Origin of the sequence: Enterobacter sp. BWH52 (assembly GCF_001037565.1) — a bacterium.
GTDB classification, from domain to species: domain Bacteria; phylum Pseudomonadota; class Gammaproteobacteria; order Enterobacterales; family Enterobacteriaceae; genus Enterobacter; species Enterobacter hormaechei_C.
This window is the reverse complement of sequence record NZ_KQ089858.1, coordinates 23,249-47,739: the sequence shown is the minus strand read 5'-3', so window position 1 is coordinate 47,739 and position 24,491 is coordinate 23,249. Positions and strand designations below refer to the sequence as shown.

21 protein-coding genes are annotated in these 24,491 nt (G+C 57.4%); 15 read left to right on the top strand and 6 right to left on the bottom strand.

Annotated elements, in window-relative coordinates; all coding sequences use genetic code 11:
• Positions 1–96 precede the first annotated feature (96 nt).
• The 8 genes from yiaK (at position 97) to araD (ending at position 7,691) form a co-directional block, all read left to right on the top strand.
• A complete protein-coding gene (gene yiaK, locus SK47_RS22575) occupies positions 97–1,095 on the top strand; it encodes a 3-dehydro-L-gulonate 2-dehydrogenase (protein ID WP_022652028.1) in 999 nt (332 codons plus the stop codon).
• A gap of 10 nt (positions 1,096–1,105) precedes the next feature.
• Entirely contained in the window at positions 1,106–1,573 is a 468-nt protein-coding gene (locus SK47_RS22570; RefSeq protein WP_015572753.1) for a YhcH/YjgK/YiaL family protein, read from the top strand.
• A 26-nt stretch (positions 1,574–1,599) separates the two neighbouring features.
• Complete coding sequence (locus SK47_RS22565) at positions 1,600–2,526, top strand: DUF4862 family protein (protein WP_048245197.1); 927 nt, start codon at positions 1,600–1,602, stop codon at positions 2,524–2,526.
• Between the two features lie 45 nt (positions 2,527–2,571).
• Complete coding sequence (locus SK47_RS22560; protein WP_022652031.1) at positions 2,572–3,891, top strand: MFS transporter; 1,320 nt, start codon at positions 2,572–2,574, stop codon at positions 3,889–3,891.
• Positions 3,892–3,983: 92 nt separating this feature from the next.
• A complete protein-coding gene (locus tag SK47_RS22555) occupies positions 3,984–5,489 on the top strand; it encodes an FGGY-family carbohydrate kinase (protein WP_045895504.1) in 1,506 nt (501 codons plus the stop codon).
• Positions 5,486–6,139 carry a 3-keto-L-gulonate-6-phosphate decarboxylase UlaD gene (ulaD, locus tag SK47_RS22550; RefSeq protein WP_048245195.1) on the top strand — a complete coding sequence of 218 codons (654 nt, stop codon included), beginning with the start codon at positions 5,486–5,488 and terminating at the stop codon, positions 6,137–6,139. Before SK47_RS22555 ends, ulaD begins: the two co-directional genes overlap by 4 nt.
• Before the next feature lie 2 nt (positions 6,140–6,141).
• Positions 6,142–7,002: an L-ribulose-5-phosphate 3-epimerase gene (locus SK47_RS22545; RefSeq protein WP_017693794.1), complete on the top strand. Its 861-nt coding sequence runs from the start codon at positions 6,142–6,144 to the stop codon at positions 7,000–7,002.
• On the top strand, positions 6,996–7,691 hold the full coding sequence (gene araD / locus SK47_RS22540) for an L-ribulose-5-phosphate 4-epimerase (protein WP_048245193.1): 696 nt from the start codon (positions 6,996–6,998) through the stop codon (positions 7,689–7,691). Before SK47_RS22545 ends, araD begins: the two co-directional genes overlap by 7 nt.
• Here araD and SK47_RS22535 read toward each other — a convergent pair whose 3' ends face one another.
• Positions 7,692–8,510: an AraC family transcriptional regulator gene (locus tag SK47_RS22535; RefSeq protein ID WP_022652035.1), complete on the bottom strand. Its 819-nt coding sequence runs from the start codon at positions 8,508–8,510 to the stop codon at positions 7,692–7,694.
• A 226-nt stretch (positions 8,511–8,736) separates the two neighbouring features.
• Here SK47_RS22535 and SK47_RS22530 point away from each other — a divergent pair, with 226 nt between their 5' ends.
• Together SK47_RS22530 and SK47_RS22525 are read left to right on the top strand one after the other, a co-directional pair.
• A complete protein-coding gene (locus SK47_RS22530) occupies positions 8,737–10,137 on the top strand; it encodes an MFS transporter (protein ID WP_045331993.1) in 1,401 nt (466 codons plus the stop codon).
• Positions 10,138–10,147: 10 nt separating this feature from the next.
• A complete protein-coding gene (locus SK47_RS22525) occupies positions 10,148–12,097 on the top strand; it encodes a glycoside hydrolase family 127 protein (protein WP_048245191.1) in 1,950 nt (649 codons plus the stop codon).
• A 137-nt stretch (positions 12,098–12,234) separates the two neighbouring features.
• Here SK47_RS22525 and aldB read toward each other — a convergent pair whose 3' ends face one another.
• Positions 12,235–13,773 carry an aldehyde dehydrogenase AldB gene (gene aldB, locus SK47_RS22520; protein WP_006808612.1) on the bottom strand — a complete coding sequence of 513 codons (1,539 nt, stop codon included), beginning with the start codon at positions 13,771–13,773 and terminating at the stop codon, positions 12,235–12,237.
• A gap of 166 nt (positions 13,774–13,939) precedes the next feature.
• Between aldB and SK47_RS22515 the strand changes: the two genes are divergently transcribed.
• Positions 13,940–14,824, top strand: coding sequence for an ROK family protein (locus tag SK47_RS22515; RefSeq protein WP_015572761.1), 885 nt, complete (start codon positions 13,940–13,942; stop codon positions 14,822–14,824).
• A gap of 3 nt (positions 14,825–14,827) precedes the next feature.
• Here the strand turns inward: SK47_RS22515 and selB are convergent, their stop codons facing one another.
• From selB to SK47_RS22500, 3 genes are all read right to left on the bottom strand, one after another.
• Positions 14,828–16,666 (bottom strand): selenocysteine-specific translation elongation factor, encoded by a 1,839-nt coding sequence (gene selB, locus SK47_RS22510; RefSeq protein ID WP_048245189.1) that lies wholly within the window; start codon positions 16,664–16,666, stop codon positions 14,828–14,830.
• Complete coding sequence (selA, locus tag SK47_RS22505) at positions 16,663–18,048, bottom strand: L-seryl-tRNA(Sec) selenium transferase (protein WP_022652040.1); 1,386 nt, start codon at positions 18,046–18,048, stop codon at positions 16,663–16,665. Before selA ends, selB begins: the two co-directional genes overlap by 4 nt.
• A gap of 103 nt (positions 18,049–18,151) precedes the next feature.
• Positions 18,152–18,760 carry a glutathione S-transferase gene (locus tag SK47_RS22500; RefSeq protein ID WP_048245188.1) on the bottom strand — a complete coding sequence of 203 codons (609 nt, stop codon included), beginning with the start codon at positions 18,758–18,760 and terminating at the stop codon, positions 18,152–18,154.
• Positions 18,761–19,196: 436 nt separating this feature from the next.
• Between SK47_RS22500 and SK47_RS22495 the strand changes: the two genes are divergently transcribed.
• The 4 genes from SK47_RS22495 (at position 19,197) to SK47_RS22480 (ending at position 23,361) form a co-directional block, all read left to right on the top strand.
• A complete protein-coding gene (locus SK47_RS22495) occupies positions 19,197–21,104 on the top strand; it encodes a PTS mannitol transporter subunit IICBA (RefSeq protein WP_023315019.1) in 1,908 nt (635 codons plus the stop codon).
• Positions 21,105–21,204: 100 nt separating this feature from the next.
• Positions 21,205–22,353 carry a mannitol-1-phosphate 5-dehydrogenase gene (mtlD, locus tag SK47_RS22490; protein WP_048245186.1) on the top strand — a complete coding sequence of 383 codons (1,149 nt, stop codon included), beginning with the start codon at positions 21,205–21,207 and terminating at the stop codon, positions 22,351–22,353.
• On the top strand, positions 22,350–22,940 hold the full coding sequence (mtlR, locus tag SK47_RS22485; RefSeq protein ID WP_015572766.1) for a mannitol operon repressor MtlR: 591 nt from the start codon (positions 22,350–22,352) through the stop codon (positions 22,938–22,940). The genes mtlD and mtlR overlap by 4 nt, the downstream gene beginning before the upstream one ends.
• Positions 22,941–22,998: 58 nt before the next feature.
• Positions 22,999–23,361 carry a YibL family ribosome-associated protein gene (locus SK47_RS22480; RefSeq protein ID WP_048245184.1) on the top strand — a complete coding sequence of 121 codons (363 nt, stop codon included), beginning with the start codon at positions 22,999–23,001 and terminating at the stop codon, positions 23,359–23,361.
• Positions 23,362–23,393: 32 nt separating this feature from the next.
• Here the strand turns inward: SK47_RS22480 and SK47_RS22475 are convergent, their stop codons facing one another.
• A complete protein-coding gene (locus SK47_RS22475; RefSeq protein WP_048245182.1) occupies positions 23,394–24,488 on the bottom strand; it encodes a fimbrial protein in 1,095 nt (364 codons plus the stop codon).
• Positions 24,489–24,491 lie beyond the last annotated feature (3 nt).

The following is a 24,491-nucleotide window of genomic DNA, read 5'->3' as shown; positions in this document are numbered from 1 at the left end:
AAATTTGATCGTTATATTTGAAATCAGATTTCGTATAGTGAAATTTAGTGATAAAAAAGCACTCGCACTTGCCCCTAAAAAAACAGGAGAACAGGGATGAAAGTGACCTTCGAAGAGTTGAAAGCGGCGTTCAATCGGGTTCTGCTCGATCGCGGTGTAAAAGCGGATACCGCTGACGCCTGCGCCGAGATGTTCGCCCGCACCACGGAGTCCGGCGTTTATTCACACGGCGTCAACCGCTTCCCGAGATTTATTCAGCAGCTTGACGCAGGCGACATCATCCCTGACGCCCAGCCGAAACGCGTAACGACATTAGGCGCCATCGAACAGTGGGATGCGCAGCGTTCCATCGGCAACCTGACGGCGAAGAAGATGATGGACCGTGCTACCGAGCTGGCGTCCGATCACGGGATCGGCCTGGTGGCGCTGCGTAACGCTAACCACTGGATGCGCGGCGGCAGCTATGGCTGGCAGGCGGCGGAGAAAGGCTATATCGGCATCTGCTGGACCAACTCTATTGCCGTGATGCCCGCGTGGGGATCAAAAGAATGCTGCATCGGCACAAACCCGCTAATCGTTGCCATTCCGTCGAATCCAATCACCATGGTCGATATGTCGATGTCGATGTTCTCCTACGGCATGCTGGAGGTGAATCGCCTGGCCGGACGCGAATTACCGGTCGACGGCGGCTTTGACGATGAAGGCAATCTGACCAGAGAGCCGGGCGTGATTGAGAAAAACCGTCGCATTCTGCCCATGGGCTACTGGAAAGGTTCCGGCTTGTCGATTGTGCTCGACATGATCGCCACCCTGCTCTCTGACGGCGCGTCCGTTGCGGAAGTGACCCAGGACAATAGCGACGAATACGGCGTATCGCAGATCTTTATCGCCGTCGAAGTGGATCGCCTGATCGACGGTCCAACCCGCGATGCCAAACTACAGCGCATCATGGACTTCATCACCACCGCAGAACGCGCTGATGAAAATGTCGCCGTCCGTCTGCCTGGCCATGAATTTACTCGCCTGCTGGAAGAAAACCGCCGGGACGGCATCACCATCGACGACAGCGTGTGGGCGAAAATCCAGTCTCTGTAAGGAGTGGGTCATGATATTCGGACATATTGCACAGCCAAATCCATGTCGCCTGCCGCTGGCGATAGAAAAGGCGCTTAATTTTCTGCGTACCACGGATTTCACCACCCTGGCGCCGGGCGTGATCGAAATTGAAGGCCGCAACATTTTTGCCCAGGTTCTCGACCTCACCACAAAGGAGCAGCACGAGAACCGCCCTGAAGTCCATCGCCGCTATCTGGATATCCAGTTTCTGGCCTGGGGTGAAGAAAAAATCGGTATTGCTATTGATACCGGGAATAACAAAATCAGCGAATCATTGCTGGAGCAACGGGATATTATTTTTTATCACGACAGTGAACACGAGTCGTTTATCGAAATGATACCTGGCAGTTACGCCATATTTTTCCCGCAGGATGTTCACCGTCCTGCCTGTATTAAAAACAAGGGATCCGCAATTCGTAAAATTGTGGTGAAAGTGGCCATCAGTGAATTAGATTAATTTTCTGATAAATACAGGAATGCGAAATGACCAACACCGGTTTTATTATTGGTGCGTATCCCTGCGCACCCTCGTTTCACCAGAAAGGGGAGCAGGAAGAATACACCTTCTGGCGGGAACTTTCCGACACGCCAAATATTCGCGGGCTGGAACAACCTTGCCTTGAAAATCTCCATCCGTTTGGTGATGAATGGCTGTTTCGTCATACGCCGGGCAACTGGCAGATCGTTGTCACAGCCGTTATGGAAACCATGCGCCGCCGCGGCAGCAACGGCGCGTTTGGCCTGGCGTCCGCGGACGAAGAACAGCGTAAAGCGTGCATTGAATATTACCGCCATCTGCATCAAAAGATTGATGCCGTTAACACCCGCTTTCCCGGGAAAGTGGTCGCTCTGGAAATGCAGGCCGCACCGCAGGCGGGTAATGAATCTGTCGAGCAAGCGACAGAAGCATTCTCCCGCTCGGTACGGGAAATCGCGAGCTGGGACTGGGGCTGCGATCTGGTGCTGGAACACTGTGATGCGATGAATGGCCCGGCGCCGCGTAAAGGGTTCTTGCCCTTAGAGCAGGTGCTGGAGGTAGTGAAAGAGACCGATATCAGCGTCTGTATCAACTGGGCACGTTCGGCTATTGAAGGTCGCAACACCGCCCTTCCGCTGGAACATGTTCAGGCGGCACTCGCTGCCGGGAAACTGGGGGCGCTGATGTTTTCGGGCACGACCCCTCACGGTGAGTATGGAGAATGGCAGGATCTGCACGCGCCGTTTTCTTCGTTCTGCGCCGACAGTCTCATGTCCACTGAACATGTAAAAACGCTGTTTACTGCGGCGAGCGCCGCAACATTGAAATTCTCCGGTATTAAATTACTAGAAATAAATGCTAATGCTGACGTCAGCCATCGCATCGCTATTTTGCGCGACGGCATTAGCGCTATGAATAAAGCATCACAATAAAAATAAAGAATACATTTTCCGGTTACCTTCACTGAGATATTAACTATGAATATTTCTTCTAATGCTCTACACGCGGACATTCCGCGTCAACGCTGGCTAAGGATCATTCCCCCTATTCTTATCGCCTGCATTATTTCCTATATGGACCGCGTAAATATAGCTTTTGCGATGCCCGGCGGTATGGATGAAGAGCTGGGCATTTCCGCCACGATGGCGGGCCTGGCGGGGGGGATCTTTTTTATCGGCTATTTGTTCCTGCAAGTTCCCGGCGGCAAAATTGCCGTGCACGGCAGCGGTAAGAAGTTTATCGGCTGGTCGCTGGTTGCCTGGGCGGTGATCTCGGTTCTGACCGGGCTTGTGACCAACCAGTATCAGCTGCTGGTGCTGCGCTTCTTACTCGGTGTGGCGGAAGGCGGGATGCTGCCCGTTGTGCTCACGATGATCAGTAACTGGTTCCCGGATGCCGAGCGCGGCCGCGCCAACGCGATTGTGATCATGTTCGTGCCCATCGCCGGGATCATCACCGCCCCGCTGTCGGGCTGGATTATTACCGCTCTCGACTGGCGCTGGCTGTTCATTATTGAAGGTCTGATGTCCGTTGTTGTGCTGGTGCTGTGGGCGTTCACCGTCTACGACCGGCCTCAGGAAGCGCGCTGGATCTCTGAGGCCGAGAAAAACTACCTGGTACAAACGCTGGCGGCAGAGCAGCAGGCCATTGCGGGTAAAGAGGTGAAAAACGCCTCGCTCAGCGCGGTGCTGTCTGACAAAACCATGTGGCAGCTGATCGCCCTCAACTTCTTCTACCAGACTGGCATATACGGTTACACCCTCTGGCTGCCCACCATTCTGAAAGAACTGACGCACACCAGCATCGGCCAGGTGGGAATGCTCGCTATTCTGCCTTACATCGGCGCCATTGCCGGTATGTTCCTGTTCTCTTCACTCTCTGACCGCACCGGCAAGCGCAAGCTGTTTGTCTCCCTGCCATTGATTGGCTTTGCGCTCTGCATGTTCCTCTCCGTGGCGCTGAAAGAGCACACCTGGCTGGCCTATGCCGCGCTGGTGGGCTGTGGCTTCTTCCTGCAATCCGCAGCGGGCGTGTTCTGGACTATCCCGGCGCGTCTGTTCAGCGCTGAGATGGCGGGTGGCGCTCGCGGCGTGATCAATGCCCTGGGCAACCTCGGCGGGTTCTGCGGTCCTTATGCGGTAGGCGTACTGATCACCCTGTACAGCAAAGACGCAGGCGTTTACTGCCTGGCGGTTTCGCTGGCGCTGGCATCGCTGCTGGCCCTGCTGTTACCGGCGAAATGCGATGCCGGAGCAGAGCCTAATCCCACGGTGACTCCACATAAACGTGCGGCCTGATGCCCTCACCCTAGCCCTCTCCCACGGGGAGAGGGAGAAAACCGAACCGTAGGCCGGGTAAGCGAAGCACCCGGCAATTAAGCGAGAAGAAGATGAGTGAAAAAGAGCCCTTCTGGCTGGGTATCGATTGTGGCGGTACTTATCTGAAAGCCGGTTTATACAACAGTCAGGGCAAAGAAGTCTGTATTGAACGCCGCTCAGTGGCCACGCTCAGCCCACGCGCCGGCTACGCCGAGCGGGATATGCACCAGCTCTGGCAGCACTGCCACATAACGGTCGCCCTGCTGCTCAAAAATTCAGGCGCTGACGGCGGTCAGATCAAAGGCGTTGGCATTTCAGCCCAGGGGAAGGGGCTGTTTTTGCTCGATAAACAGAATCGCCCCTTGGGTAACGCCATACTCTCCTCCGATCGCCGTGCGCTGGAGATCGTGCAACGCTGGCAGCAGGACGGTATACCCGAAAAGCTCTATCCGCATACTCGCCAGACGCTGTGGACGGGGCATCCGGCCTCGCTCCTGCGCTGGGTTAAAGAGAACGAGCCGCAGCGGTATCAGCAAATTGGCAGCGTGATGATGGCGCACGATTACCTGCGCTGGTGTCTGACCGGGGTCAAAGGCTGCGAAGAGAGCAACATCTCGGAATCCAATCTCTACAACATGAATACCGGGCAGTACGATCCGCAGCTCACGCGCTGGCTCGGCATCAGCGACATTGACGGTGCCCTGCCGTCCATTATCGGTTCAGCAGAAATTTGCGGGGAAATCACCGCTCAGGCAGCCGCACTGACCGGTCTCACGGCGGGTACTCCCGTCGTTGGTGGACTGTTTGATGTGGTTTCCACCGCGATCTGCGCCGGGCTGCATGACGAACATACGCTGAATGCCGTAATGGGGACCTGGGCCGTGACCAGTGGGATTGCCCACGGCATCCGCGACAACGAGCCGTTCCCCTACGTCTATGGCCGCTACGTCCATCCGCAGCAGTTCATCGTTCATGAAGCCAGCCCCACGTCGTCCGGCAACCTGGAATGGCTGACGGCCCAATGGGGCGATATGTCATTCGATGAGATTAACCACGCCGTGGCCAGCCTGCCAAAAGCTGAAAGCGATGTGTTCTTCCTGCCTTTCCTCTACGGCAGCAACGCCGGGCTGGAGATGACCAGCGGCTTCTATGGCTTGCAGGCGCTGCATACCCGCGCGCACCTCCTCCAGGCGGTTTATGAAGGGGTGGTATTCAGCCACATGACCCACCTCAACCGTATGCTCGAACGCTTTCCCCACGTGCAGGCCCTGCGCGTGACGGGCGGCCCAACCCATTCGGACGTGTGGATGCAGATGCTCGCCGACGTCAGCGGCCTGGCGATTGAACTCCCGCAGGTGGAAGAGACCGGCTGTTCCGGTGCGGCGCTGGCCGCGCTCGTCGGTACAGGCCTTTATCCCGATTTTTACGCCGCTCAGCGCGCCCTCAGGCATGACATCCGGATGATTGAACCTGACATGCGTGCCCATGCCGCCTACCAGCGCAAATATCACCGTTACCAGCTACTGATTTCAGCATTACAGGGCTATCACGCCCGTGTTAAGGAGTACGACCTATGAGCCGACCATTATTGCAGCTGGCGCTCGACCACACCTCGCTTCAGGCCGCGCAGCGCGATGTCGCGACGCTTTCCGAGCACGTCGACATCGTCGAAGCTGGCACCATTCTGTGCCTGACCGAAGGGCTAAACGCCGTTCGCGCCCTGCGTGCGCAGTGTCCGGATAAAATTATCGTGGCGGACTGGAAAGTCGCCGATGCCGGAGAAACGCTGGCTGAGCAGGCGTTTGGCGCAGGCGCAAACTGGATGACCATCATCTGTGCCGCCCCGCTGGCCACCGTTGAACGTGGCCACGAGGTCGCACTGCGCGGCGGCGGCGAGATCCAGATGGAGCTGTTTGGCAACTGGACGCTGGACGACGCGCGCGCGTGGCATCGCATCGGGGTGAAGCAGGCGATTTACCACCGCGGGCGCGACGCACAGGCCAGCGGCCAGCAGTGGGGTGAGGCGGATCTCAGCAAAATGAAGGCGCTGTCCGATATCGGTTTGCAGCTTTCTATAACTGGCGGTATCACCCCCGCTGACCTGTCGCTGTTTAAGCAGATCAACGTCAAAGCCTTCATTGCCGGGCGCGCGCTGGCAGGCGCCGATAATCCGCCGCAGGTGGCACAGGCATTCCATTCGCAAATCCGCGACATCTGGGGAGAGTAACCATGCGTCAGCATCCGTTAGGCATTTACGAAAAAGCGCTGCCAAAAGATCTCTCCTGGCCGGAGCGCCTGGTTCTGGCAAAAAGCTGCGGCTTCGATTTTGTGGAGATGTCGGTGGATGAGACCGACGAGCGTTTATCGCGCCTTGAATGGAGTACCACGCAGCGCGCCTCTCTTGTGGAAGCGATGCTGGAGACCGGCGTGGCCATCCCGTCGATGTGCTTATCTGCCCATCGTCGCTTCCCGTTTGGCAGCCGCGATGAAATCGTGCGCGAACGCGCCCGCGAGATCATGACCAAAGCCATCCGGCTGGCCCGTGATTTGGGTATTCGCACCATCCAGCTTGCGGGTTATGACGTGTACTACGAGGAGCACGACGAGGGCACGCAACAGCGCTTTGCCGAAGGGCTGGCGTGGGCCGTAGAGCAGGCTGCCGCCGCGCAGGTAATGCTGGCGGTAGAGATCATGGACACTGCGTTTATGAACTCCATCAGCAAGTGGAAAAAGTGGGACGACATGCTCGCCTCGCCGTGGTTCAGCGTTTACCCGGACGTCGGCAACCTGAGCGCGTGGGGCAACGACGTCACCGCCGAGCTGACGCTGGGCATTGACCGCATCGCCGCTATCCACCTGAAAGATACCCGGCCCGTTACCGAGCAAAGCCCCGGACAGTTCCGCGACGTGCCGTTTGGCGAGGGCTGCGTCGATTTCGTTGGCGTGTTTAACACGCTGAATCAACTTAATTATCGCGGCGCATTTCTGATTGAAATGTGGACCGAGAAAGCCAAAGAGCCGGTGCTGGAGATCATCCAGGCGCGCCGCTGGATTGAAGCCCGAATGCAGGAAGGAGGCATGACATGTTAGAACAACTCAAAGCCGAGGTGCTGGCGGCAAATCTCGCCCTGCCCGCCCACCAGCTGGTGACGTTCACCTGGGGCAACGTCAGCGCGGTTGACCGTGCCAGCGGCATGATGGTGATCAAACCATCCGGCGTGGAGTACGACGTGATGACCGCAGAAGATATGGTGGTGGTAAATATCGCCACGGGTAAAGTGGTCGAGGGGAGTAAAAAACCCTCCTCCGACGCCCCGACCCATCTCTCGCTGTATCGTCGTTACCCGGAAATTGGCGGCATTGTGCATACCCATTCCCGCCACGCCACCATCTGGTCGCAGGCGGGGCAGGATTTACCAGCGTGGGGCACAACGCACGCGGACTATTTCTACGGTGCGATCCCCTGCACGCGGCTGATGACCCCGGCTGAAATCGCGGGTGAATATGAATACCAGACGGGGGAAGTCATTATCAAAACCTTCGAGGAGCGCGACATAAGCCCGATGCAGGTCCCGGCGGTGCTGGTTCATTCTCACGGCCCGTTTGCCTGGGGCAAAGACGCTGCCGATGCGGTACACAATGCCGTGGTGCTGGAAGAGTGCGCCTATATGGGGCTTTTCTCACGCCAGCTTGCACCACAGCTTCCGGTTATGCAGCAGGAATTGCTGGATAAGCATTACCTGCGCAAGCATGGCGCAAATGCCTATTACGGCCAGTGATCATCCAGAATTAATATGCTCTTTACAGTACCGCCGTTTCCAGACGGCGGGCGTTAACCCGGTATGTTTCGAGAATATTTGCCGGAAATAACCCACGTCATTAAAACCGCACCGGGCGGCCACTTCAGTTAATGAGGCCGCATCGTTCAGCAGCAGTTTTTCAGCGGCCCTGACGCGCTGGCGGTGAATTGCCTCCGTCAGGGTTAAATGAAACGTCCGGCGAAATACTCGCCCCAGATAATCGGCGTTGCAGTGCAGCTCTTTCGCCAGCTGTGAAGTGGACAGGGGCAAATGAAAGTGCGTGCGGATAAGCTGCTTGGCCTTCCACGCCATTGCTGCGCCCGCATCATCCGCTTTATCTTCATATCCCGGCGAGAGCGATATCTGCTGCAAAATTAACAGCAAAATTATCTCCAGCGCCTGGCTACGCTGTAATTTTTCCTGCTCGCTTAAAAACTGACGGAATAACGCAATAACATATTGCGGATCCCGCACGCTACAGTGTTGCTCAATCGACAGCGGCGTCGCGCCTGGCAACACCGGCAAGCGTTCATCCACCTCAAAATGCAGCCAGTAAAATTTGAGATCGTCCGGAAAATCTTCCACGCCGACATGCCGTCGCTTCGGCCAAAGTAATAAACTCTCGCCAGCGTTTACCTCAAACAGCGTATTTTCCTCCTGGATCGTTAATGTCCCTTTTTCGACAAAAATTATCTCCCACGAAGATAATTTTCGTGCGGGATGACGGCCCACGCCCCGGGAGATAAATAACCCGCCATTTTGAACCCTGATCGGAAGTGCTATGGATAATTCAAGCATGGATATTCATTTTTCCGCTTTTATGGTGGCTAATATTGTCTTTATCCCTTGATTATTAATAAATATCAGCAGAACGGCTCGATCAAACTCACAGTTTTATCATCAGGTCGGAATTGTCACCTTTTTATACTTTTCCCTTCCCTTGTTGGTCTGCCCGTTGAATGCAGAATAAATGGGGTACCTTGCACAAATACGATAAAAAAATCGTTTATCGAGGAGTTACCCCATGACTTCCACACCGATTACAGACGCAGAAGTTGCAAAACAGGCAGCCGATGAACGGCTGTCAGTCCGCGAGAAAATTGGCTACGGCCTGGGCGACGCGGGCGGCACGGTAATTACCTGCCTGATCATGAACTTCCTGACCTTTTTCTATACCGATGTATTTGGCCTGACGCCCGCGCTGGTGGGCACGCTGTTTATTGCCCTTCGGGTATTTGACGCGATTTCCGATCCGGTGATGGGCGTGATTGCCGACCGCACGCAGAGCCGCTGGGGGCGTTTTCGTCCGTGGCAGCTGTGGGTCGCGCTTCCTATCGGGATCGTCGGCGTGCTGACCTTCACCGTCCCGGACGCCAGCATGGGCGTGAAAATTGCCTGGGCGTTCGGCACCTATCTGTTGCTTTCAGTGGGCTATACCGCCATCAACGTGCCGTATTGCGCGCTGATCAACACCATGACCACCCGCCACAACGAGGTTATATCCTGCCAGTCCTGGCGCTTCGTACTGTGCGGCGTGGCGGGCTTTCTGGTCTCCGTTGGCCTGCCGTGGCTGGTGTCAGAGCTGGGACAGGGCAATACCGCCCGGGGTTATCAGTTGGGCGTTGGCGTGCTGTGCGCCATCGCTGTGGTGATGTTCCTGTGCTGCTTCTTCTGGGTGCGCGAGCGCGTCCCGCTTGCGCTGATGGGTAAATTCACCCTGCGCGAGCACCTGGCTGGCCTGCGGAAAAACGATCAGCTGCTGCTGATGCTGGTGATGTCGTTTCTGCTGATCAACGTCTTCAACATTCGCGGCGGCGGATACATGTATTTCATCACCTACGTGCTTCAGGGCAGCACGGCGTACACCTCGCTGTTTTTCACCATGGTGACCTTTGCTGCCATTCTGGGCGCGGTGATCGTCAGCCCGCTGTCGCGGCGGATTGATACCGTCAAACTCTACTACTACACCAACCTGGTACTTGCTGCGCTTGCGGTGGGAATGTGGTTCCTGCCGGGTGGCCCGGCGCACCAGACGCTCTGGCTGATCGTGATTTTAAGTAACGGCGTGATCCTGGGCTTCACCCTGCCGCTGCACTTCTCACTGATGGCCTTTGCCGATGATTACGGCGAATGGAAAACCGGCGTGCGCTCCTCGGGGATGAACTTCGCCTTCAATCTGTTTTTCATCAAGCTCGCGTGGGCATCCAGCGCCGGGATCATCAGCCTGGTGTTTATTGCCGTGGCCTATCAGCCAGGCGCGGGTAACCAGACGCCCGCCTCATTGCAGGGCATCACCGCCATGGAGACGCTGCTCCCTGCCCTTTTCCACCTGCTGCTGGCGGTCGCTATCCGCTGGTGCAGGCTTAACAATCCCGTGATGTCGCGCATTGCCACCGATTTGCGCCAGCGTCATGTACAGTCCTGAGGAGAACGATATGACCATAATGGAAGCCGACCTGCATCAGCTGAAAATCAACGACCCGTTTCTTGGTCAGTACCAACGGCTGGTCCGCGATGTGGTGATCCCCTACCAGTGGGATGCGCTTAACGATCGCGTGGCAGAGGCCGAACCCAGCCACGCCATCGCCAACTTCCGCATCGCGGCCGGTCTGGAACAGGGGGAGTTCTACGGGATGGTCTTTCAGGACAGCGACGTGGCGAAATGGCTCGAAGCCGTGGCGTGGTCGCTGTGCCAGAAGCCGGATGCTGAACTGGAAAAAACCGCCGACGAGGTGATCGAGCTGGTCGCAGCGGCGCAGTGTGAAGATGGCTATCTCAATACCTATTTCACGGTGAAAGCACCGGCCGAGCGCTGGACCAATCTGGCCGAATGCCACGAACTGTACTGCGCCGGGCATATGATTGAAGCGGGTGTGGCGTATTTCCAGGGAACCGGAAAGCGCCGCCTGCTGGACGTGGTGTGCAGGCTGGCGGATCATATCGACAGCGTGTTTGGCCCGGGCGAAAACCAGCTGCACGGCTATCCGGGCCACCCGGAAATCGAGCTGGCGCTGATGCGGCTGTACGACGTCACGCAGGAGCCACGCTATCTCAATCTGGTGAAATACTTTATTGAGGAACGCGGCGCGCAGCCTCACTTCTACGATATCGAATACGAGAAGCGCGGCAGAACGTCATACTGGAACACCTATGGCCCGGCGTGGATGGTCAAGGACAAAGCCTACAGCCAGGCGCATCTGCCCCTTGCCGCACAACAAACGGCCATCGGCCACGCCGTGCGTTTTGTCTATCTGATGGCGGGCATGGCGCATCTGGCGCGCCTGAGCAACGACGAGGGGAAACGTCAGGATTGCCTGCGGCTGTGGAACAACATGGCACAGCGCCAGCTGTACATCACCGGCGGGATTGGCTCCCAAAGCAGCGGCGAGGCGTTCAGCAGCGATTACGATCTGCCCAACGATACGGTCTACGCCGAAAGCTGCGCCTCCATCGGCCTGATGATGTTTGCCCGCCGGATGCTGGAGATGGAGGCGGACGGCCACTACGCCGACGTGATGGAGCGCGCGCTGTACAACACGGTGCTGGGCGGCATGGCGCTGGACGGTAAGCATTTCTTTTATGTGAATCCGCTGGAAGTGCACCCGAAAACCCTGGCCTTTAACCATATCTATGACCACGTCAAACCGGTGCGCCAGCGCTGGTTCGGCTGCGCCTGTTGCCCGCCGAATATTGCGCGCGTGCTGACCTCGCTGGGGCACTACATTTATACCGTTCGCCCGGACGCGCTGTTGATCAACCTGTACGTGGGGAACGACGTCGCCATTCCGGTTGGGGATAACATCCTCCAGCTGCGGATTAGCGGGAACTATCCGTGGCATGAGCAGGTGAAAATCGAGATTACCTCACCAGTTCCGGTGACTCACACGCTGGCCCTGAGGCTGCCGGACTGGTGTGCGGAACCGGCTGTTTCGCTCAATGGTCAGGCCATTACAGGCGAGGTCTCCCGTGGATACTTATACCTCAACCGCAGCTGGCAGGAAGGCGACACGCTGACGCTGACGTTACCGATGCCGGTCCGCCGCGTGTACGGCAACCCGCAGGTGCGCCAGCAGGCGGGGAAAGTCGCATTGCAGCGTGGGCCGCTAATTTACTGCCTGGAAGAAGCCGATAACGGCGCAAATCTGCATAACCTTTCTTTGCGCCAGGACAGCGCGTTTCGGGTATTTGAAGGCAAAGGCATTTTCGCGCACAAGATGCTGATACAGGCAGAAGGGATCGGGTGTCAGGCGAAGGACACTGATGCCCTGTGGCAGTACGACCACTCACCGGTAGAACGTCAGCCCCGGACGCTGACCTTTATTCCGTGGTTCAGCTGGGCAAACCGGGGAGAAGGGGAAATGCGGATATGGGTGGATGAAAGCTGAATAACTGCGGCCTGTTGCCCTCACCCCAGCCCTCTCCCACGGGAGAGGGAGTAAAAAGTAGGCCGGGTAAGGCGAAGCCGCCACCCGGCTTTAACCCGGCTCAGGCCACCCCACTCGGGACGGCCTGAGCCCGGAGATTAAAACAACCCCAGCGGTTTATCGGAGTAGCTGACCAACAGACATTTCGTTTGCTGGTAGTGCTCCAGCATCATCTTATGGGTTTCACGCCCGATGCCCGACTGCTTGTAGCCGCCAAACGCCGCATGAGCCGGATAGGCGTGATAGCAGTTTGTCCATACGCGTCCGGCCTGGATGCCCCGGCCCATTTTATAGGCCAGATTACCGTTACGGCTCCAGACGCCCGCCCCCAGGCCATACTGCGTGTCGTTGGCGAGCTCCAGCGCCTCGTCCATGGTTTTAAACGTGGTGACGGCCAGCACCGGTCCAAAAATTTCCTCCTGGAAAACGCGCATATTGTTCTTACCGAACAGGATGGTCGGCTCAAGGTAGTAGCCCTCCTGCAAATCGCCGCCCAGCACCTTACGACGACCGCCGGTCAACACATCGGCCCCCTCTTTTTTACCGATATCAATATAGTTGAGGATGGTTTCCAGCTGGCCATGCGATACCTGCGCCCCCATCTGGGTAACGTTATCCAGCGGATTACCGCTGCGAATCGACTCCACGCGCCGGATCGCCCGCTCCATAAAGCGCTCATAAATGGATTCCTGCACCAGCGCGCGGCTCGGACAGGTGCAGACTTCGCCCTGGTTAAACGCGAACAGCGCAAACCCTTCCAGCGCTTTGTCGAAGAAGGCGTCCTCTTCGTCCATCACGTCGGCAAAGAAGATGTTCGGCGATTTGCCGCCCAGCTCGAGCGTGACCGGAATGATGTTCTGGGTCGCGTACTGCATGATCTGCTGGCCCACTTCCGTTGAGCCGGTGAACGCCACTTTGGCGATACGTTTTGAGGTAGCCAGATATTCGCCGATCTCTCCCCCGGCCCCGTTGACCACGTTAATGACCCCCGGCGGCAACAGGTCGCCAATCACCTCCATCAGCAGCAGTACCGAAAGCGGCGTTAAGCGAGCGGGTTTCAGCACAACGCAGTTACCCGCCGCCAGCGCGGGCGCCATTTTCCAGCTAGCCATCAGCAGCGGGAAGTTCCACGGAATAATTTGCCCCACCACGCCGAGCGGCTCGTGGAAGTGATACGCCACGGTATCTTTGTCAACTTCACTTATTCCCCCCTCCTGGGCACGAATGCAGGACGCAAAATAGCGGAAATGGTCAATCGCCAGCGGCACGTCCGCCGCCATGGTTTCCCGGATCGGCTTGCCGTTGTCCCACGTTTCTGCGGTCGCCAGCAGCTCCAGATTCTGCTCCATCCGATCGGCGATTTTGAACAAAATGGCCGCTCTGTCCTGAACGGACGTTTGTCCCCACTTATCTTTCGCCTTATGCGCCGCATCCAGCGCTAAATCTATATCCCGCTTGCCCGAACTGGCAATTTCACACAGCGGCTGGCCGGTAACGGGCGTCAGGTTGGAATAGTATTCACCGTCGACGGGCGCCACCCAGTCGCCGCCGATAAAGTTGTCATAGCGGGGCTTCAGCTTAAGGGGAAAACCATACTCGCCTGGCTGGATACGCGATGAGGGAGGATTGTTTGTCATGACCGTCTCCTTGCAGTAGGTGTACAACAAGGGTAGTTCCGGCTGGTGGTTTTCTCGCCAGTCGGTAACGGGTTTACGAGCCGTATCACGGATTACCGTACTTTACGTTTCGTTTCTGCCGCCAGAGCCATACTTAATAGCTCAGGGGCTCATGAGGAACGATGCAATGCAGCTATTTATCGGCTTTGACGTGGGCGGAACCCACATCAAACACGGCGTGATTAACGAAAACGGCGAAGAACTGACATCCGATGAATATGATACGCCTGACGATGAAAGCACCTTCAAACAGAAGTGGAAAGCGGTGGTGGATAAGTACCGCCAGGAGCATGAGATCGTCGGCATCGGCGTGAGTTTTCCGGGCCACATCAATCACCATACCGGCGAAGCGGCCAAGGCCGGGGCGCTGGATTACCTTGACGGTGAAAACCTGTGCGAGCTTTTCGCACAGCTGACCGATCTCCCCGTAACAACCGAAAATGACGCCAACTGCGCGGCGCTGGGCGAACGCTGGCAGGGCGCCGGCAAGGACTATGAGCATTTTGTCTGCATCACCATCGGCACCGGCATCGGCGGCGGTATCGTCATGGAGGGCGATCTCTACCGTGGGTCGCACTACCGGGCGGGTGAGTTTGGCGTGCTGCCCGTTGGCAACAACGGCGAGCCGATGCACGAAGTGGCGTCAGCCAGCGGCCTGATGAAAGCCTGCCGCCGCGCGCTGGCCGTGTCGGAAGATGAGATGCCTGATGGTGAGGAGCTGTTTAGACGCATGGACAGCGACGTGCATCTGCGTGAGGCCATAGAAGAGTGGGCGCATTTCCTCTCGCGGGGCATCTACAGCGTGATCTCCATGTTTGATCCGCAGGCGGTGCTGATTGGCGGCGGCATTAGCGAGCAGGAGAAAATCTATCTCCTGCTGGATAAATACCTACAGCGATTCGAGGAGTGGGAGGCGCTCCGGGTGCCCATCCTTCCCTGCGAGCTGGGTAACCAGGCGGGAAGGCTGGGCGCGGTCTGGCTGGCTAAGCAGAAACAGGCGCGCAGCGCTTAACGCTTACGGAAATAACTGCGCGTCGCGTAGCACATGGTCATTGCCACGACGACGCGTAAACCCGATGCGGTTGAAATACTCCAGGATCTGAATCGCCAGTTTGCGTCCCACATTCAGCCGATCGCGGAAGTCTGCGGCGCAGGTTGATCCGCGCGCCTGATCCAGCTCCCGGATCAGGTTCGCAAACGCTACGATCCGATCGTTGCGGTAATAACGATCTTTCACGATCGCCACAATCATCCCCTGCTGTGCCGCATGGCGCAGTACCTGACGCATCAGCTGCTCATCGGTATTGGTTTCACGCGCCAGATCACGCACCCACCACGGTTCATCGCCAAACAGCGTCGCCACTTTTTGCCAGACCGCGTCCTGCTCAGCGGTAAAACCGGCCTTGTGTTCCGGCAGGTGTAGCCAGCCGTGATGACTTGCAATAACGCCGCTTTCACGCATGTTTTCAATCAGCAACAGCACCAGCGCGTCGTCTTCCATGGGCAACGCCATGCGCCGCAGACGTTCACGGCCCGGGCCGGGCTCATCCTGATGCTGTTCATGGTAGGTCGCCAGCGTGCTCAGCACTTTGCGCTGCCAGCGCGCCGCCACCGGCGCGTTCAGCAGGCTGTTCCCGGCCTGAATAAAACCTGGCTCCTGCGTCAGAAGACGCAATCCTTCGCCGCTGAGCTGGCGCGCCCAGGCGAACGCCGCCAGATCCACCGCGCCACGCTCAAGGTGGATATCTAACGCAGACTTATCATCGCGGGTCTGGGCCAGCGCGGCCAGCCACTGTAAATACTCGGGCTTACGTTTGCCGCGACGGGGCGGATCCAGCATGACCACGCGCGCGCCCGCCAGCGTTTCCCGCGCCGAAATATCGCGCAGAACCAGGCGGTCGTTATCCGCCAGCCAGAGCGGGGAGTCGAACACCAGTTCGGCGAGATCGTTTTCCAGCAGCGACACGCGTCCGGTGATGTGGCTGGCCGCGTGGTGGATATGCAGCGGCTGCCACTGGGTCAGCGGCGTATGGGTCTGGAGAGAAACGATAATCCGTTCAGAGGGCTCCGGCGGCGCGTCGGCCAGCAGCCAGTCGCCGCGGTTAAGCTGGTCTTTTTCGGCATCACCGGCAATATTCAGCGCGATACGCTGCCCGGCGTGGGCCTGTTCCACCGGCTGGTTTTGCGCATGAAGCCCGCGCACGCGCATCGGTTTGTTCACGCCCGTGAGCCACAGGGTATCGCCCACGTTCACTTCCCCGCTCAGCGCGGTACCGGTCACCACCAGCCCAGCCCCTTTCACGGTAAACGCCCTGTCGATCGCCAGACGGAAGCGGTGATGGCTGGCCTGTTCACGAGACGGGATCTGCTGCAAATGGTTGCGAAGAGCATCGATACCGCGGCCTTCTGTCGCTACGGTGACAAACAGTGCGACATCCTTAAAACCGTATTCACTCAGCGCCGCCAGCACCTCTTGACGCACCTCGTCGATACGCGCCTCATCCACACGGTCCGCTTTGGTGAGGGCGACGGTCAACTGCGGGTTTCCCGTCAGCTGGAGGATCGCCAGATGCTCGCGCGTTTGCGCCATCACCCCGTCATCGCACGCGACCACCAGCAGAGCGTGATCGATCCCGCCCACGCCCGCGAGCATATTGGAAAGAAACTTCTCGTGGCCGGGCACGTCGATAAAGCCCAGCACGCGACCGTCGGGCTGCGGCCAGTAGGCGTAACCCAGGTCAATGGTCATGCCGCGCTTTTTCTCTTCCGGCAGGCGATCGGCATTCACGCCCGTAATGGCCTGCAATAACGTGGTTTTGCCGTGGTCAACGTGACCGGCGGTGGCAATAATCATTTCAACATCATCTCCAGAAACCGCACTTCATCTTCCAGACAGCGTAAATCCAGCCACATGCGCCCGTCACCGATCCGGCCAATCACCGGCGTCGGTAATGCGCGCCAGCGCGCCGACAGCGCCTCAAGCTGGCTTCCGCGTCCGTCGCGCGGGGTGAACGTCAGCGCTTCGCTCGGTAACCTGTCCACCGGCAGCGAGCCGCTGCCAATTTGCGACAGGCAAGGCTCGATACGAACTTCAAACTCAGGGTAATGAGGAGCAACCTGCGGCAGTAGCGCTTCCGCCTGCGCGCGAACAGAGGCCGCGTCACGGCTCAGCAAACGCAACGTGGGCAGGCGGTCAGCCAGTTTCTCCGGGTGGAGATAGAGCCGCAGCGTGGCTTCCAGCGCGGCCAGCGTCATTTTATCGGCACGCAGGGCGCGCTTCAGCGGATGCTGCTGTAGCTGCGCAATCAGCTCGCGCCTGCCGACGATAATACCCGCCTGCGGCCCGCCCAGCAGTTTATCGCCAGAGAAACTGACCAGGCTTACGCCCGCGGCAACCATTTCCTGCACCATTGGCTCTTTTGGCAGACCATACTGGCGCATATCCACCAGCGACCCACTGCCAAGATCGGCAATCACCGGCACGTTTAGCTCGCGCCCGATGGCGGCCAGTTCAGCCTCTTCCACCGTTTTGGTAAAACCCTCAATGTGGTAATTGCTGGTATGCACTTTCATCAGCAGGGCGGTGTTTTCATTCACCGCCGCGCGATAATCTTTTGCATGGGTACGGTTGGTTGTGCCCACTTCATGCAGCGTGCAGCCCGCCTGGCGCATGACATCCGGAATACGAAACGCCCCGCCGATCTCCACCAGCTCGCCGCGAGAGACGACAACCTCTTTTCCGCTTGCGGTGGCCGCCAGCATTAACAGCACCGCCGCCGCGTTGTTATTCACAATGCAGGCATCTTCCGCGCCGGTGATCTGGCAGAGAAGATCCGCCAGCGCGCGATCGCGATGTCCGCGCCCGGCGCCGTCCAGATCGTACTCCAGCGTCACCGGCGAGCGCATGGCCCGGGTGACGGCCTCTATTGCCTCTTCTGCCTGCTGTGCCCGGCCCAGATTGGTGTGCAGAACCGTGCCTGTCAGGTTAATAACCGGGCGCAACGCGCTTTGCGCGTGCTTGCTCAGCCTCCTTTCAACTTCCTGCGCCCATGCCTCGCACCAGCCGGGTAGCGCGTTCTCAGCCTGAATATGGCGACGCGCATCGTCCTGAAGCTGGCGTAGCATGTCGACCGTTGCAGTATGGCCAAACTGCTCCAGCACCGCAGTGATGCGCGGGTCACGAAGCAGACGATCGGTAGCGGGGATCTGGCTGTAGAGGGAATGATGAGTAGTCATGAATGCGCCTGGCGAGTAAATATCTTCCCCCCTCCCGACGGGAGAGGGAGTTAACATGTGGGGAGATTGTACCGCCTCCCGCCAGGAAGTGTTATAACCCGCATCAAGCCTTTGGTGGTTCAGTCCGGGCGAAACTTTCGCGCTGGAAGAGCGTCTCCGCCAGTTTGACCAGCAGCGGACGATCCACGCACCAGCCCGGCGAGACGCGGCGGAAATTGAGGTAGCCGATGGCGCAGGCGATGGCGATCGTCGCCAGATTCAGGCTATCGCTCTGAATTTTCCCGTCGCGGATCAGCTGTTCGCACATATCCAGGCTGCGGCTGATTTTTTCGCGCTGGCGCAGCAGCTCATTTTCTGACTGCTGGGCGGCGGGCCTTGCCTGCTCGCGTACGGACGTTAATGCCGCATCCATAATGCCATCCGCCAGGGCTTCAATTTGCTTCATCGTCAGCGCTGCTTTTGGATCCGCCGGCAGCATGGCTGGCGCAACGCCAAGCAGCTCGATGTACTCCGCAATGATCGGGGAATCAAACCAGTAGTCGCCCTCGTCCGTTACCAGCGCCGGGACTTTCCCCAGCGGGTTGTACTGCGCAACGCCGTTCTCTGCGTTGTAGGGTTGTTCATTTACGAATTCAAATTCAATCCCTTTCTCCAGCAGGAGAATCGAAATCTTACGCACGAAAGGACTTGTATAACTGCCGATGAGTTTCATTGCTTATCCTTAATGCCCACAAAGAGGTCAGTATGGATCAAGCCGTGGTAAAAGGCAGGTGTGCGTATCGCATTCCTGTCGTGAGGGGATACGGGAGAAATCTGCATAAAAATATTTTGTGAATCAAATCACAATCTGAAAACAAACAGCCAACTTAACATTGTGATATTAATCACAAAAACCCGCCCATTTTGGCGTAATTCTGAACGATGTATTTTTTTTACACACTCATTATGTGATCGCGATCACTTCATTAATGTCCTCACCCCCTACATTCATGTGATTCAGATCACACAAAATTTCGCTGTCTGGACAGTTGAACGATTCAGTGCCAGATTTCACAGCATCAGAACAGGGCCCGGCTACCTCTGCCGCCGCACATTAACGATAAACCTCGGGCCACAAGCCTAAGCGTAAACATAAGAAGGGGTGTTTTATGTCATCCGATTTCAAGATCAAAGTGCAAAGCTTTGGTCGTTTCCTCAGCAACATGGTGATGCCAAATATCGGCGCGTTTATCGCGTGGGGTATTATCACCGCATTATTTATTCCGACAGGGTGGTTGCCTAACGAAACGCTGGCGAAACTTGTTGGCCCAATGATTACGTACCTGCTGCCGCTGCTCATCGGTTATACCGGTGGTCGTCTGGTGGGCGGTGACCGTGGTGGCGTCGTGGGTGCCATCACAACCATGGGGGTGATCGTCGGTGCGGATATGCCGATGTTCCTCGGTGCGATGATTGCCGGTCCTCTGGGCGGCTGGGCGATTAAGAAATTTGACGTCTGGGTTGATGGCAAGATCAAATCCGGCTTCGAAATGCTGGTGAACAACTTCTCTGCGGGCATCATCGGGATGATCCTCGCGATTCTGGCGTTCCTCGGCATTGGCCCGGCGGTTGAAGTGCTGTCCAAGCTGCTGGCGGCGGGCGTTAACTTCATGGTGGCGCATGACATGCTGCCGCTGGCGTCTATCTTTGTTGAACCGGCGAAAATCCTGTTCCTGAACAACGCCATCAACCACGGTATCTTCTCGCCGCTGGGTATTCAGCAGTCTCACGATCTCGGCAAGTCCATCTTCTTCCTGATTGAAGCCAACCCGGGTCCGGGTATGGGCGTTCTGCTGGCATATATGTTCTTCGGTCGCGGCAGCGCGAAGCAGTCTGCTGGCGGCGCGGCAATCATTCACTTCCTGGGCGGTATTCACGAAATTTACTTCCCGTACGTGCTGATGAACCCACGCCTGATCCTGGCCGTTATCCTCGGCGGTATGACCGGCGTGTTCACCCTGAGCGTACTGGGCGGCGGTCTGGTCTCTCCGGCTTCTCCAGGCTCTATCCTGGCGGTGCTGGCGATGACCCCGAAAGGCGCCTACTTCGCGAACATCGCGGCGATCTGTGCGGCCATGGCGGTCTCCTTCGTGGCCTCCGCTATCCTGCTGAAAACCAGCAAGGTGAAAGAAGACGACGATATCGAAGCGGCAACCCGTCGTATGCATGACATGAAAGCCGAATCCAAAGGCGCAACGCCGCTGGCGGCAGGCGATGTCTCTAACGACCTGAGCCACGTTCGTAAAATCATCGTGGCCTGTGATGCCGGTATGGGCTCCAGCGCAATGGGTGCGGGCGTGCTGCGTAAGAAAGTGCAGGATGCGGGTCTGACCAACATCTCCGTCACCAACAGCGCGATTAACAGCCTGCCGCCGGACGTTGACCTGGTGATCACGCACCGCGATCTGACCGAACGCGCTATGCGTCAGGTACCGCAGGCGCAGCACATTTCCCTGACCAACTTCCTCGACAGCGGCCTGTACACGAGCCTGACCGAACGTCTGGTGGCGGCGCAGCGCCATGAAGATAACGAAGTGAAAGTACGTACCAGCCTGCAAGACAGCTTCGACGAGAGCAACGCGCATCTGTTCAAACTGGGCGCAGAAAACATCTTCCTTGGCCGCACGGCGACCAATAAAGAAGAGGCCATTCGCTTCGCCGGTGAGCAGCTGGTGAAAGGTGGCTACGTTCAGCCGGAATACGTTGAGGCGATGCTGGAGCGTGAAAAGCTGACCCCAACCTACCTGGGTGAATCCATCGCGGTTCCACACGGTACGGTGGAAGCCAAAGACCGCGTGCTGAAAACCGGCGTGGTGTTCTGTCAGTATCCTGATGGCGTGCGCTTCGGTGAAGAAGAGGACGACATCGCCCGTCTGGTGATTGGTATCGCCGCTCGCAACAACGAGCATATCCAGGTGATTACCAGCCTGACCAACGCGCTGGATGACGAAACGGTTATTGAGCGTCTGGCCAACACCACCAGCGTTGAAGAAGTTCTGGCCCTGCTTAACAAATAACGGTACTCCTCCCTCTCCCCCCGGGGAGAGGGCTAGGGTGAGGGGAAAACGTTCCTCACCCCAGCCCTCTCGGGTAAAAACATTGATGAAGGTTAACACTATGAAAGCATTACATTTTGGCGCAGGTAATATTGGTCGTGGCTTTATCGGTAAACTGCTGGCAGACGCGGGCATTACCCTGACATTCGCCGATGTGAATCAGGTGGTTCTGGATGCCCTGAATGCCCGTCATAGCTATCAGGTTCACGTGGTGGGTGAAAACGAACAGGTTGAAACGGTCTCTGGCGTCAACGCGGTAAGCAGCATTGGCGACGATGTTATCGATCTTATTGCCAGCGTTGATCTGGTCACCACCGCCGTGGGTCCGGTGGTGCTTGAGCGTATCGCCCCGGCGGTCGCGAAAGGCCTGGCGAAGCGTAAAGCACAGGGCGTTGAAAAGCCGCTGAACATCATCGCCTGTGAAAACATGGTGCGCGGCACCACGCAGCTGAAAGGCCACGTTCTTACGGCCGTCGCCGACGAAGATAAAGCCTGGGTTGAAGCGCACGTAGGTTTTGTTGATTCCGCCGTGGATCGCATCGTTCCGCCGTCAGCATCCGCCACCAACGACCCGCTGGAAGTGACCGTGGAAACCTTCAGCGAGTGGATCGTTGATAAAACCCAGTTTAAGGGCGCGCTGCTGACCATTCCGGGAATGGAATTAACCGATAACCTGATGGCATTTGTCGAACGTAAACTCTTCACGCTGAACACCGGGCATGCTATAACCGCGTACCTCGGAAAATTGGCCGGTCATCAGACCATTCGTGACGCGATCCTCGATGAGAACATCCGTGCGGTGGTCAAAGGGGCAATGGAAGAGAGCGGCGCGGTGCTGATCAAACGCTACGGTTTTGATGCTGATAAACACGCAGCATACATCCAGAAAATCCTCGGTCGTTTTGAAAACCCGTATCTGAAAGATGACGTTGAGCGCGTGGGTCGTCAGCCGCTGCGTAAACTGAGCGCGGGCGATCGCCTGATTAAACCGCTGCTGGGCACGCTGGAATACGGCCTGCCGCACGCTAACCTGGTGAAGGGAATCGCTGCCGCAATGCACTACCGCAGCGAGCAGGACCCGCAGGCAATTGAGCTGGCTCAGCTGATTGATGACAAAGGCGCGCAGGCTGCGCTGGCGCAGATCTCCGGTCTGGATGCCAACAGTGACGTAGTTGCGGAGGCGGTCAGCGCATACAACGCAACCAAATGATGCAGAGTCCGGCGCAGGTGAGCCTGCGCCCGAATAACAGATTGTCAGATATGCAGGCAATAATGGAACAAACCCAGGCCTTTGAAAATCGTGTGCTTGAGCGTCTGAATGCTGGCAAAACCGTACGAAGTTTCCTGATTGCCGCCGTCGAGCTGTTAACCGAGGCGGTAAACATTCTGGTGCTTCAGGTGTTTCGCAAAGACGACTACGCGGTAAAGTACGCTGTAGAACCGTTACTGGACGGAGACGGACCGCTGGGCGATTTATCGGTACGGCTGAAGCTGATTTACGGTCTCGGCGTGCTGAACCGTCAGGAGTATGAAGACGCCGAGCTGTTAATGGCGCTGCGCGAAGAGCTCAATCATGACGGCAATGAGTACACCTTTACCGATGATGAGATACTGGGGCCCTTCGGCGAACTGCACTGCGTATCCGCGCTCCCTCCCGCACCTCAGTTTGATAACAGCGACCCAGAGCTGTACGCGATGCAAAAGCTGCGTTATCAACAGGTTGTCCGCTCCACCATGGTGCTTTCCCTGACTGAGCTGATTTCTAAAATCAGCTTAAAAAAAGCGTTTCAGAAGTAAGCCCGCACACATTGGTGTATCCTTCCCTGTAAATTCCCCGTTTTCAGAGTTATTTGTCATGAAAGAAGTCGAAAAGAACGAAATTAAACGCCTGAGCGACCGTCTGGATATGATCCGCCATCAGATGGCCGGCCTCTCCCTTGTTGATTCCGCCGAGAAATATGCCGAGCTGGAAAAAGAGTCCGTGAAGCTGGGGGCGGAAATTGAACGCCTGCGCGAAGTGAAAGGCCAGAAGCTGAGTAAAGAAGCGCAGAAGCTGATGAACATGCCGCATCGCCGCGCGATCACCAAAAAAGAGCAGGCCGACATGGGCAAGCTGAAGAAATGCGTCCGTGGCCTGGTGGTGGTGCACCCGATGACTGAGCTTGGTCGCGAAATGGGCCTGAAAGAGATGACAGGTTTTTGTAAGACCGCGTTCTGATCGTCCTCCCCTGCCGCTGCGGCAGGGGAAACTCAGTTGTAAATCAGGTTAAACGTGGCCATCGCATCCGCTTTTCCCGCCGTCACGTTCGCTTCCGTCTGAATGTAATGCGCATCAAACCAGAAGGTTTGCGTCTGGTTATCCCCTACTTGCCCAAGCGCTGACACCTGCGGGGTGTTCCACGGTACCACCTGCCCCTGAACCGAACCGGTATTGTCACCGTAAAGCAGTTCGATCCCGACACCGCTGGCGCTATCCTCCTGCTTCGTCAACGCCAGCGCCCGATCGTTGCCCGGCGTGGTATCGCCAAAGAAACCCATCTTAACCGCCGTGTTATTTTCGCAAGTCACCGGAATGCTGAAGCGTCCGCCCCCGGCGCGGGAGCCGATGCCGTGAAATTCACGCTGGCTCACGCTCCCCATGGGAACAAGAATGCTGCGAGAGCCCACTGAACAGCTGGTACGCCTGACGGTGAAGCTGGCGAGATGAATCTGTACTGGTGTCGCCACGTTGGTGGCGCTGGCTTGATTTTCTCCCGCCTGCAATATCAGCGATCCGACATTTTGCTCCTGGGAGTTGGCGTTATCGTCAGGCATGGGGCTGGTCGTCGGGATTTTGTAAAACACCACCCAGAACTGCAATTTATACGTTGGGGCGCTGGCAAAGGCAGGATTCTGTGAGGCATCGCAGATACGCCGGGACTCGTTGCCGTCTACCGGGCTGGTGCCGTCAATATACCGTACGGCATCCGCACCACAGTACTGCTGCTCGCGGAACCCGAGCGCGTAGCCGATGCCGTCAATTTGGGTTTTGTAGACGTGCCGCGACGCACCGTCTTCCCCCACCACGGTGCCGACGGGGTTATCCAGCTCGACAAATCCGATACTACGCCAGGGGTCACTACCGCCATCACAGTTGTAGAAGTCTTGCCCGGTAGACTGTATCGGCGCGGAAACCGGCGTCCAATCCGCGGTGCCGGGAGCATATCCAATGGCGTAGGGTACCTGGACAACCCACTGATCGCGCGTGGTGCGGCAGGGCGAGGCCTGAGCGTGCGCATGAAAACTCAGCATGCCAAAAAGCGAAAGAAGGCTCAGATAGAAAAACCAGTGAATAAAGTGACGCATGAT

What these genes read in the sequence shown, in the direction of transcription:
- yiaK (WP_022652028.1), top strand. Translation starts at nt 97, where the DNA reads ATGAAAGTGACCTTCGAAGAGTTGAAAGCGGCGTTCAATCGGGTTCTG.
- SK47_RS22570 (WP_015572753.1), top strand. Translation starts at nt 1,106, where the DNA reads ATGATATTCGGACATATTGCACAGCCAAATCCATGTCGCCTGCCGCTG.
- SK47_RS22565 (WP_048245197.1), top strand. Translation starts at nt 1,600, where the DNA reads ATGACCAACACCGGTTTTATTATTGGTGCGTATCCCTGCGCACCCTCG.
- SK47_RS22560 (WP_022652031.1), top strand. Translation starts at nt 2,572, where the DNA reads ATGAATATTTCTTCTAATGCTCTACACGCGGACATTCCGCGTCAACGC.
- SK47_RS22555 (WP_045895504.1), top strand. Translation starts at nt 3,984, where the DNA reads ATGAGTGAAAAAGAGCCCTTCTGGCTGGGTATCGATTGTGGCGGTACT.
- ulaD (WP_048245195.1), top strand. Translation starts at nt 5,486, where the DNA reads ATGAGCCGACCATTATTGCAGCTGGCGCTCGACCACACCTCGCTTCAG.
- SK47_RS22545 (WP_017693794.1), top strand. Translation starts at nt 6,142, where the DNA reads ATGCGTCAGCATCCGTTAGGCATTTACGAAAAAGCGCTGCCAAAAGAT.
- araD (WP_048245193.1), top strand. Translation starts at nt 6,996, where the DNA reads ATGTTAGAACAACTCAAAGCCGAGGTGCTGGCGGCAAATCTCGCCCTG.
- SK47_RS22535 (WP_022652035.1), bottom strand. Translation starts at nt 8,510, where the DNA reads ATGCTTGAATTATCCATAGCACTTCCGATCAGGGTTCAAAATGGCGGG.
- SK47_RS22530 (WP_045331993.1), top strand. Translation starts at nt 8,737, where the DNA reads ATGACTTCCACACCGATTACAGACGCAGAAGTTGCAAAACAGGCAGCC.
- SK47_RS22525 (WP_048245191.1), top strand. Translation starts at nt 10,148, where the DNA reads ATGACCATAATGGAAGCCGACCTGCATCAGCTGAAAATCAACGACCCG.
- aldB (WP_006808612.1), bottom strand. Translation starts at nt 13,773, where the DNA reads ATGACAAACAATCCTCCCTCATCGCGTATCCAGCCAGGCGAGTATGGT.
- SK47_RS22515 (WP_015572761.1), top strand. Translation starts at nt 13,940, where the DNA reads ATGCAGCTATTTATCGGCTTTGACGTGGGCGGAACCCACATCAAACAC.
- selB (WP_048245189.1), bottom strand. Translation starts at nt 16,666, where the DNA reads ATGATTATTGCCACCGCCGGTCACGTTGACCACGGCAAAACCACGTTA.
- selA (WP_022652040.1), bottom strand. Translation starts at nt 18,048, where the DNA reads ATGACTACTCATCATTCCCTCTACAGCCAGATCCCCGCTACCGATCGT.
- SK47_RS22500 (WP_048245188.1), bottom strand. Translation starts at nt 18,760, where the DNA reads ATGAAACTCATCGGCAGTTATACAAGTCCTTTCGTGCGTAAGATTTCG.
- SK47_RS22495 (WP_023315019.1), top strand. Translation starts at nt 19,197, where the DNA reads ATGTCATCCGATTTCAAGATCAAAGTGCAAAGCTTTGGTCGTTTCCTC.
- mtlD (WP_048245186.1), top strand. Translation starts at nt 21,205, where the DNA reads ATGAAAGCATTACATTTTGGCGCAGGTAATATTGGTCGTGGCTTTATC.
- mtlR (WP_015572766.1), top strand. Translation starts at nt 22,350, where the DNA reads ATGATGCAGAGTCCGGCGCAGGTGAGCCTGCGCCCGAATAACAGATTG.
- SK47_RS22480 (WP_048245184.1), top strand. Translation starts at nt 22,999, where the DNA reads ATGAAAGAAGTCGAAAAGAACGAAATTAAACGCCTGAGCGACCGTCTG.
- SK47_RS22475 (WP_048245182.1), bottom strand. Translation starts at nt 24,488, where the DNA reads ATGCGTCACTTTATTCACTGGTTTTTCTATCTGAGCCTTCTTTCGCTT.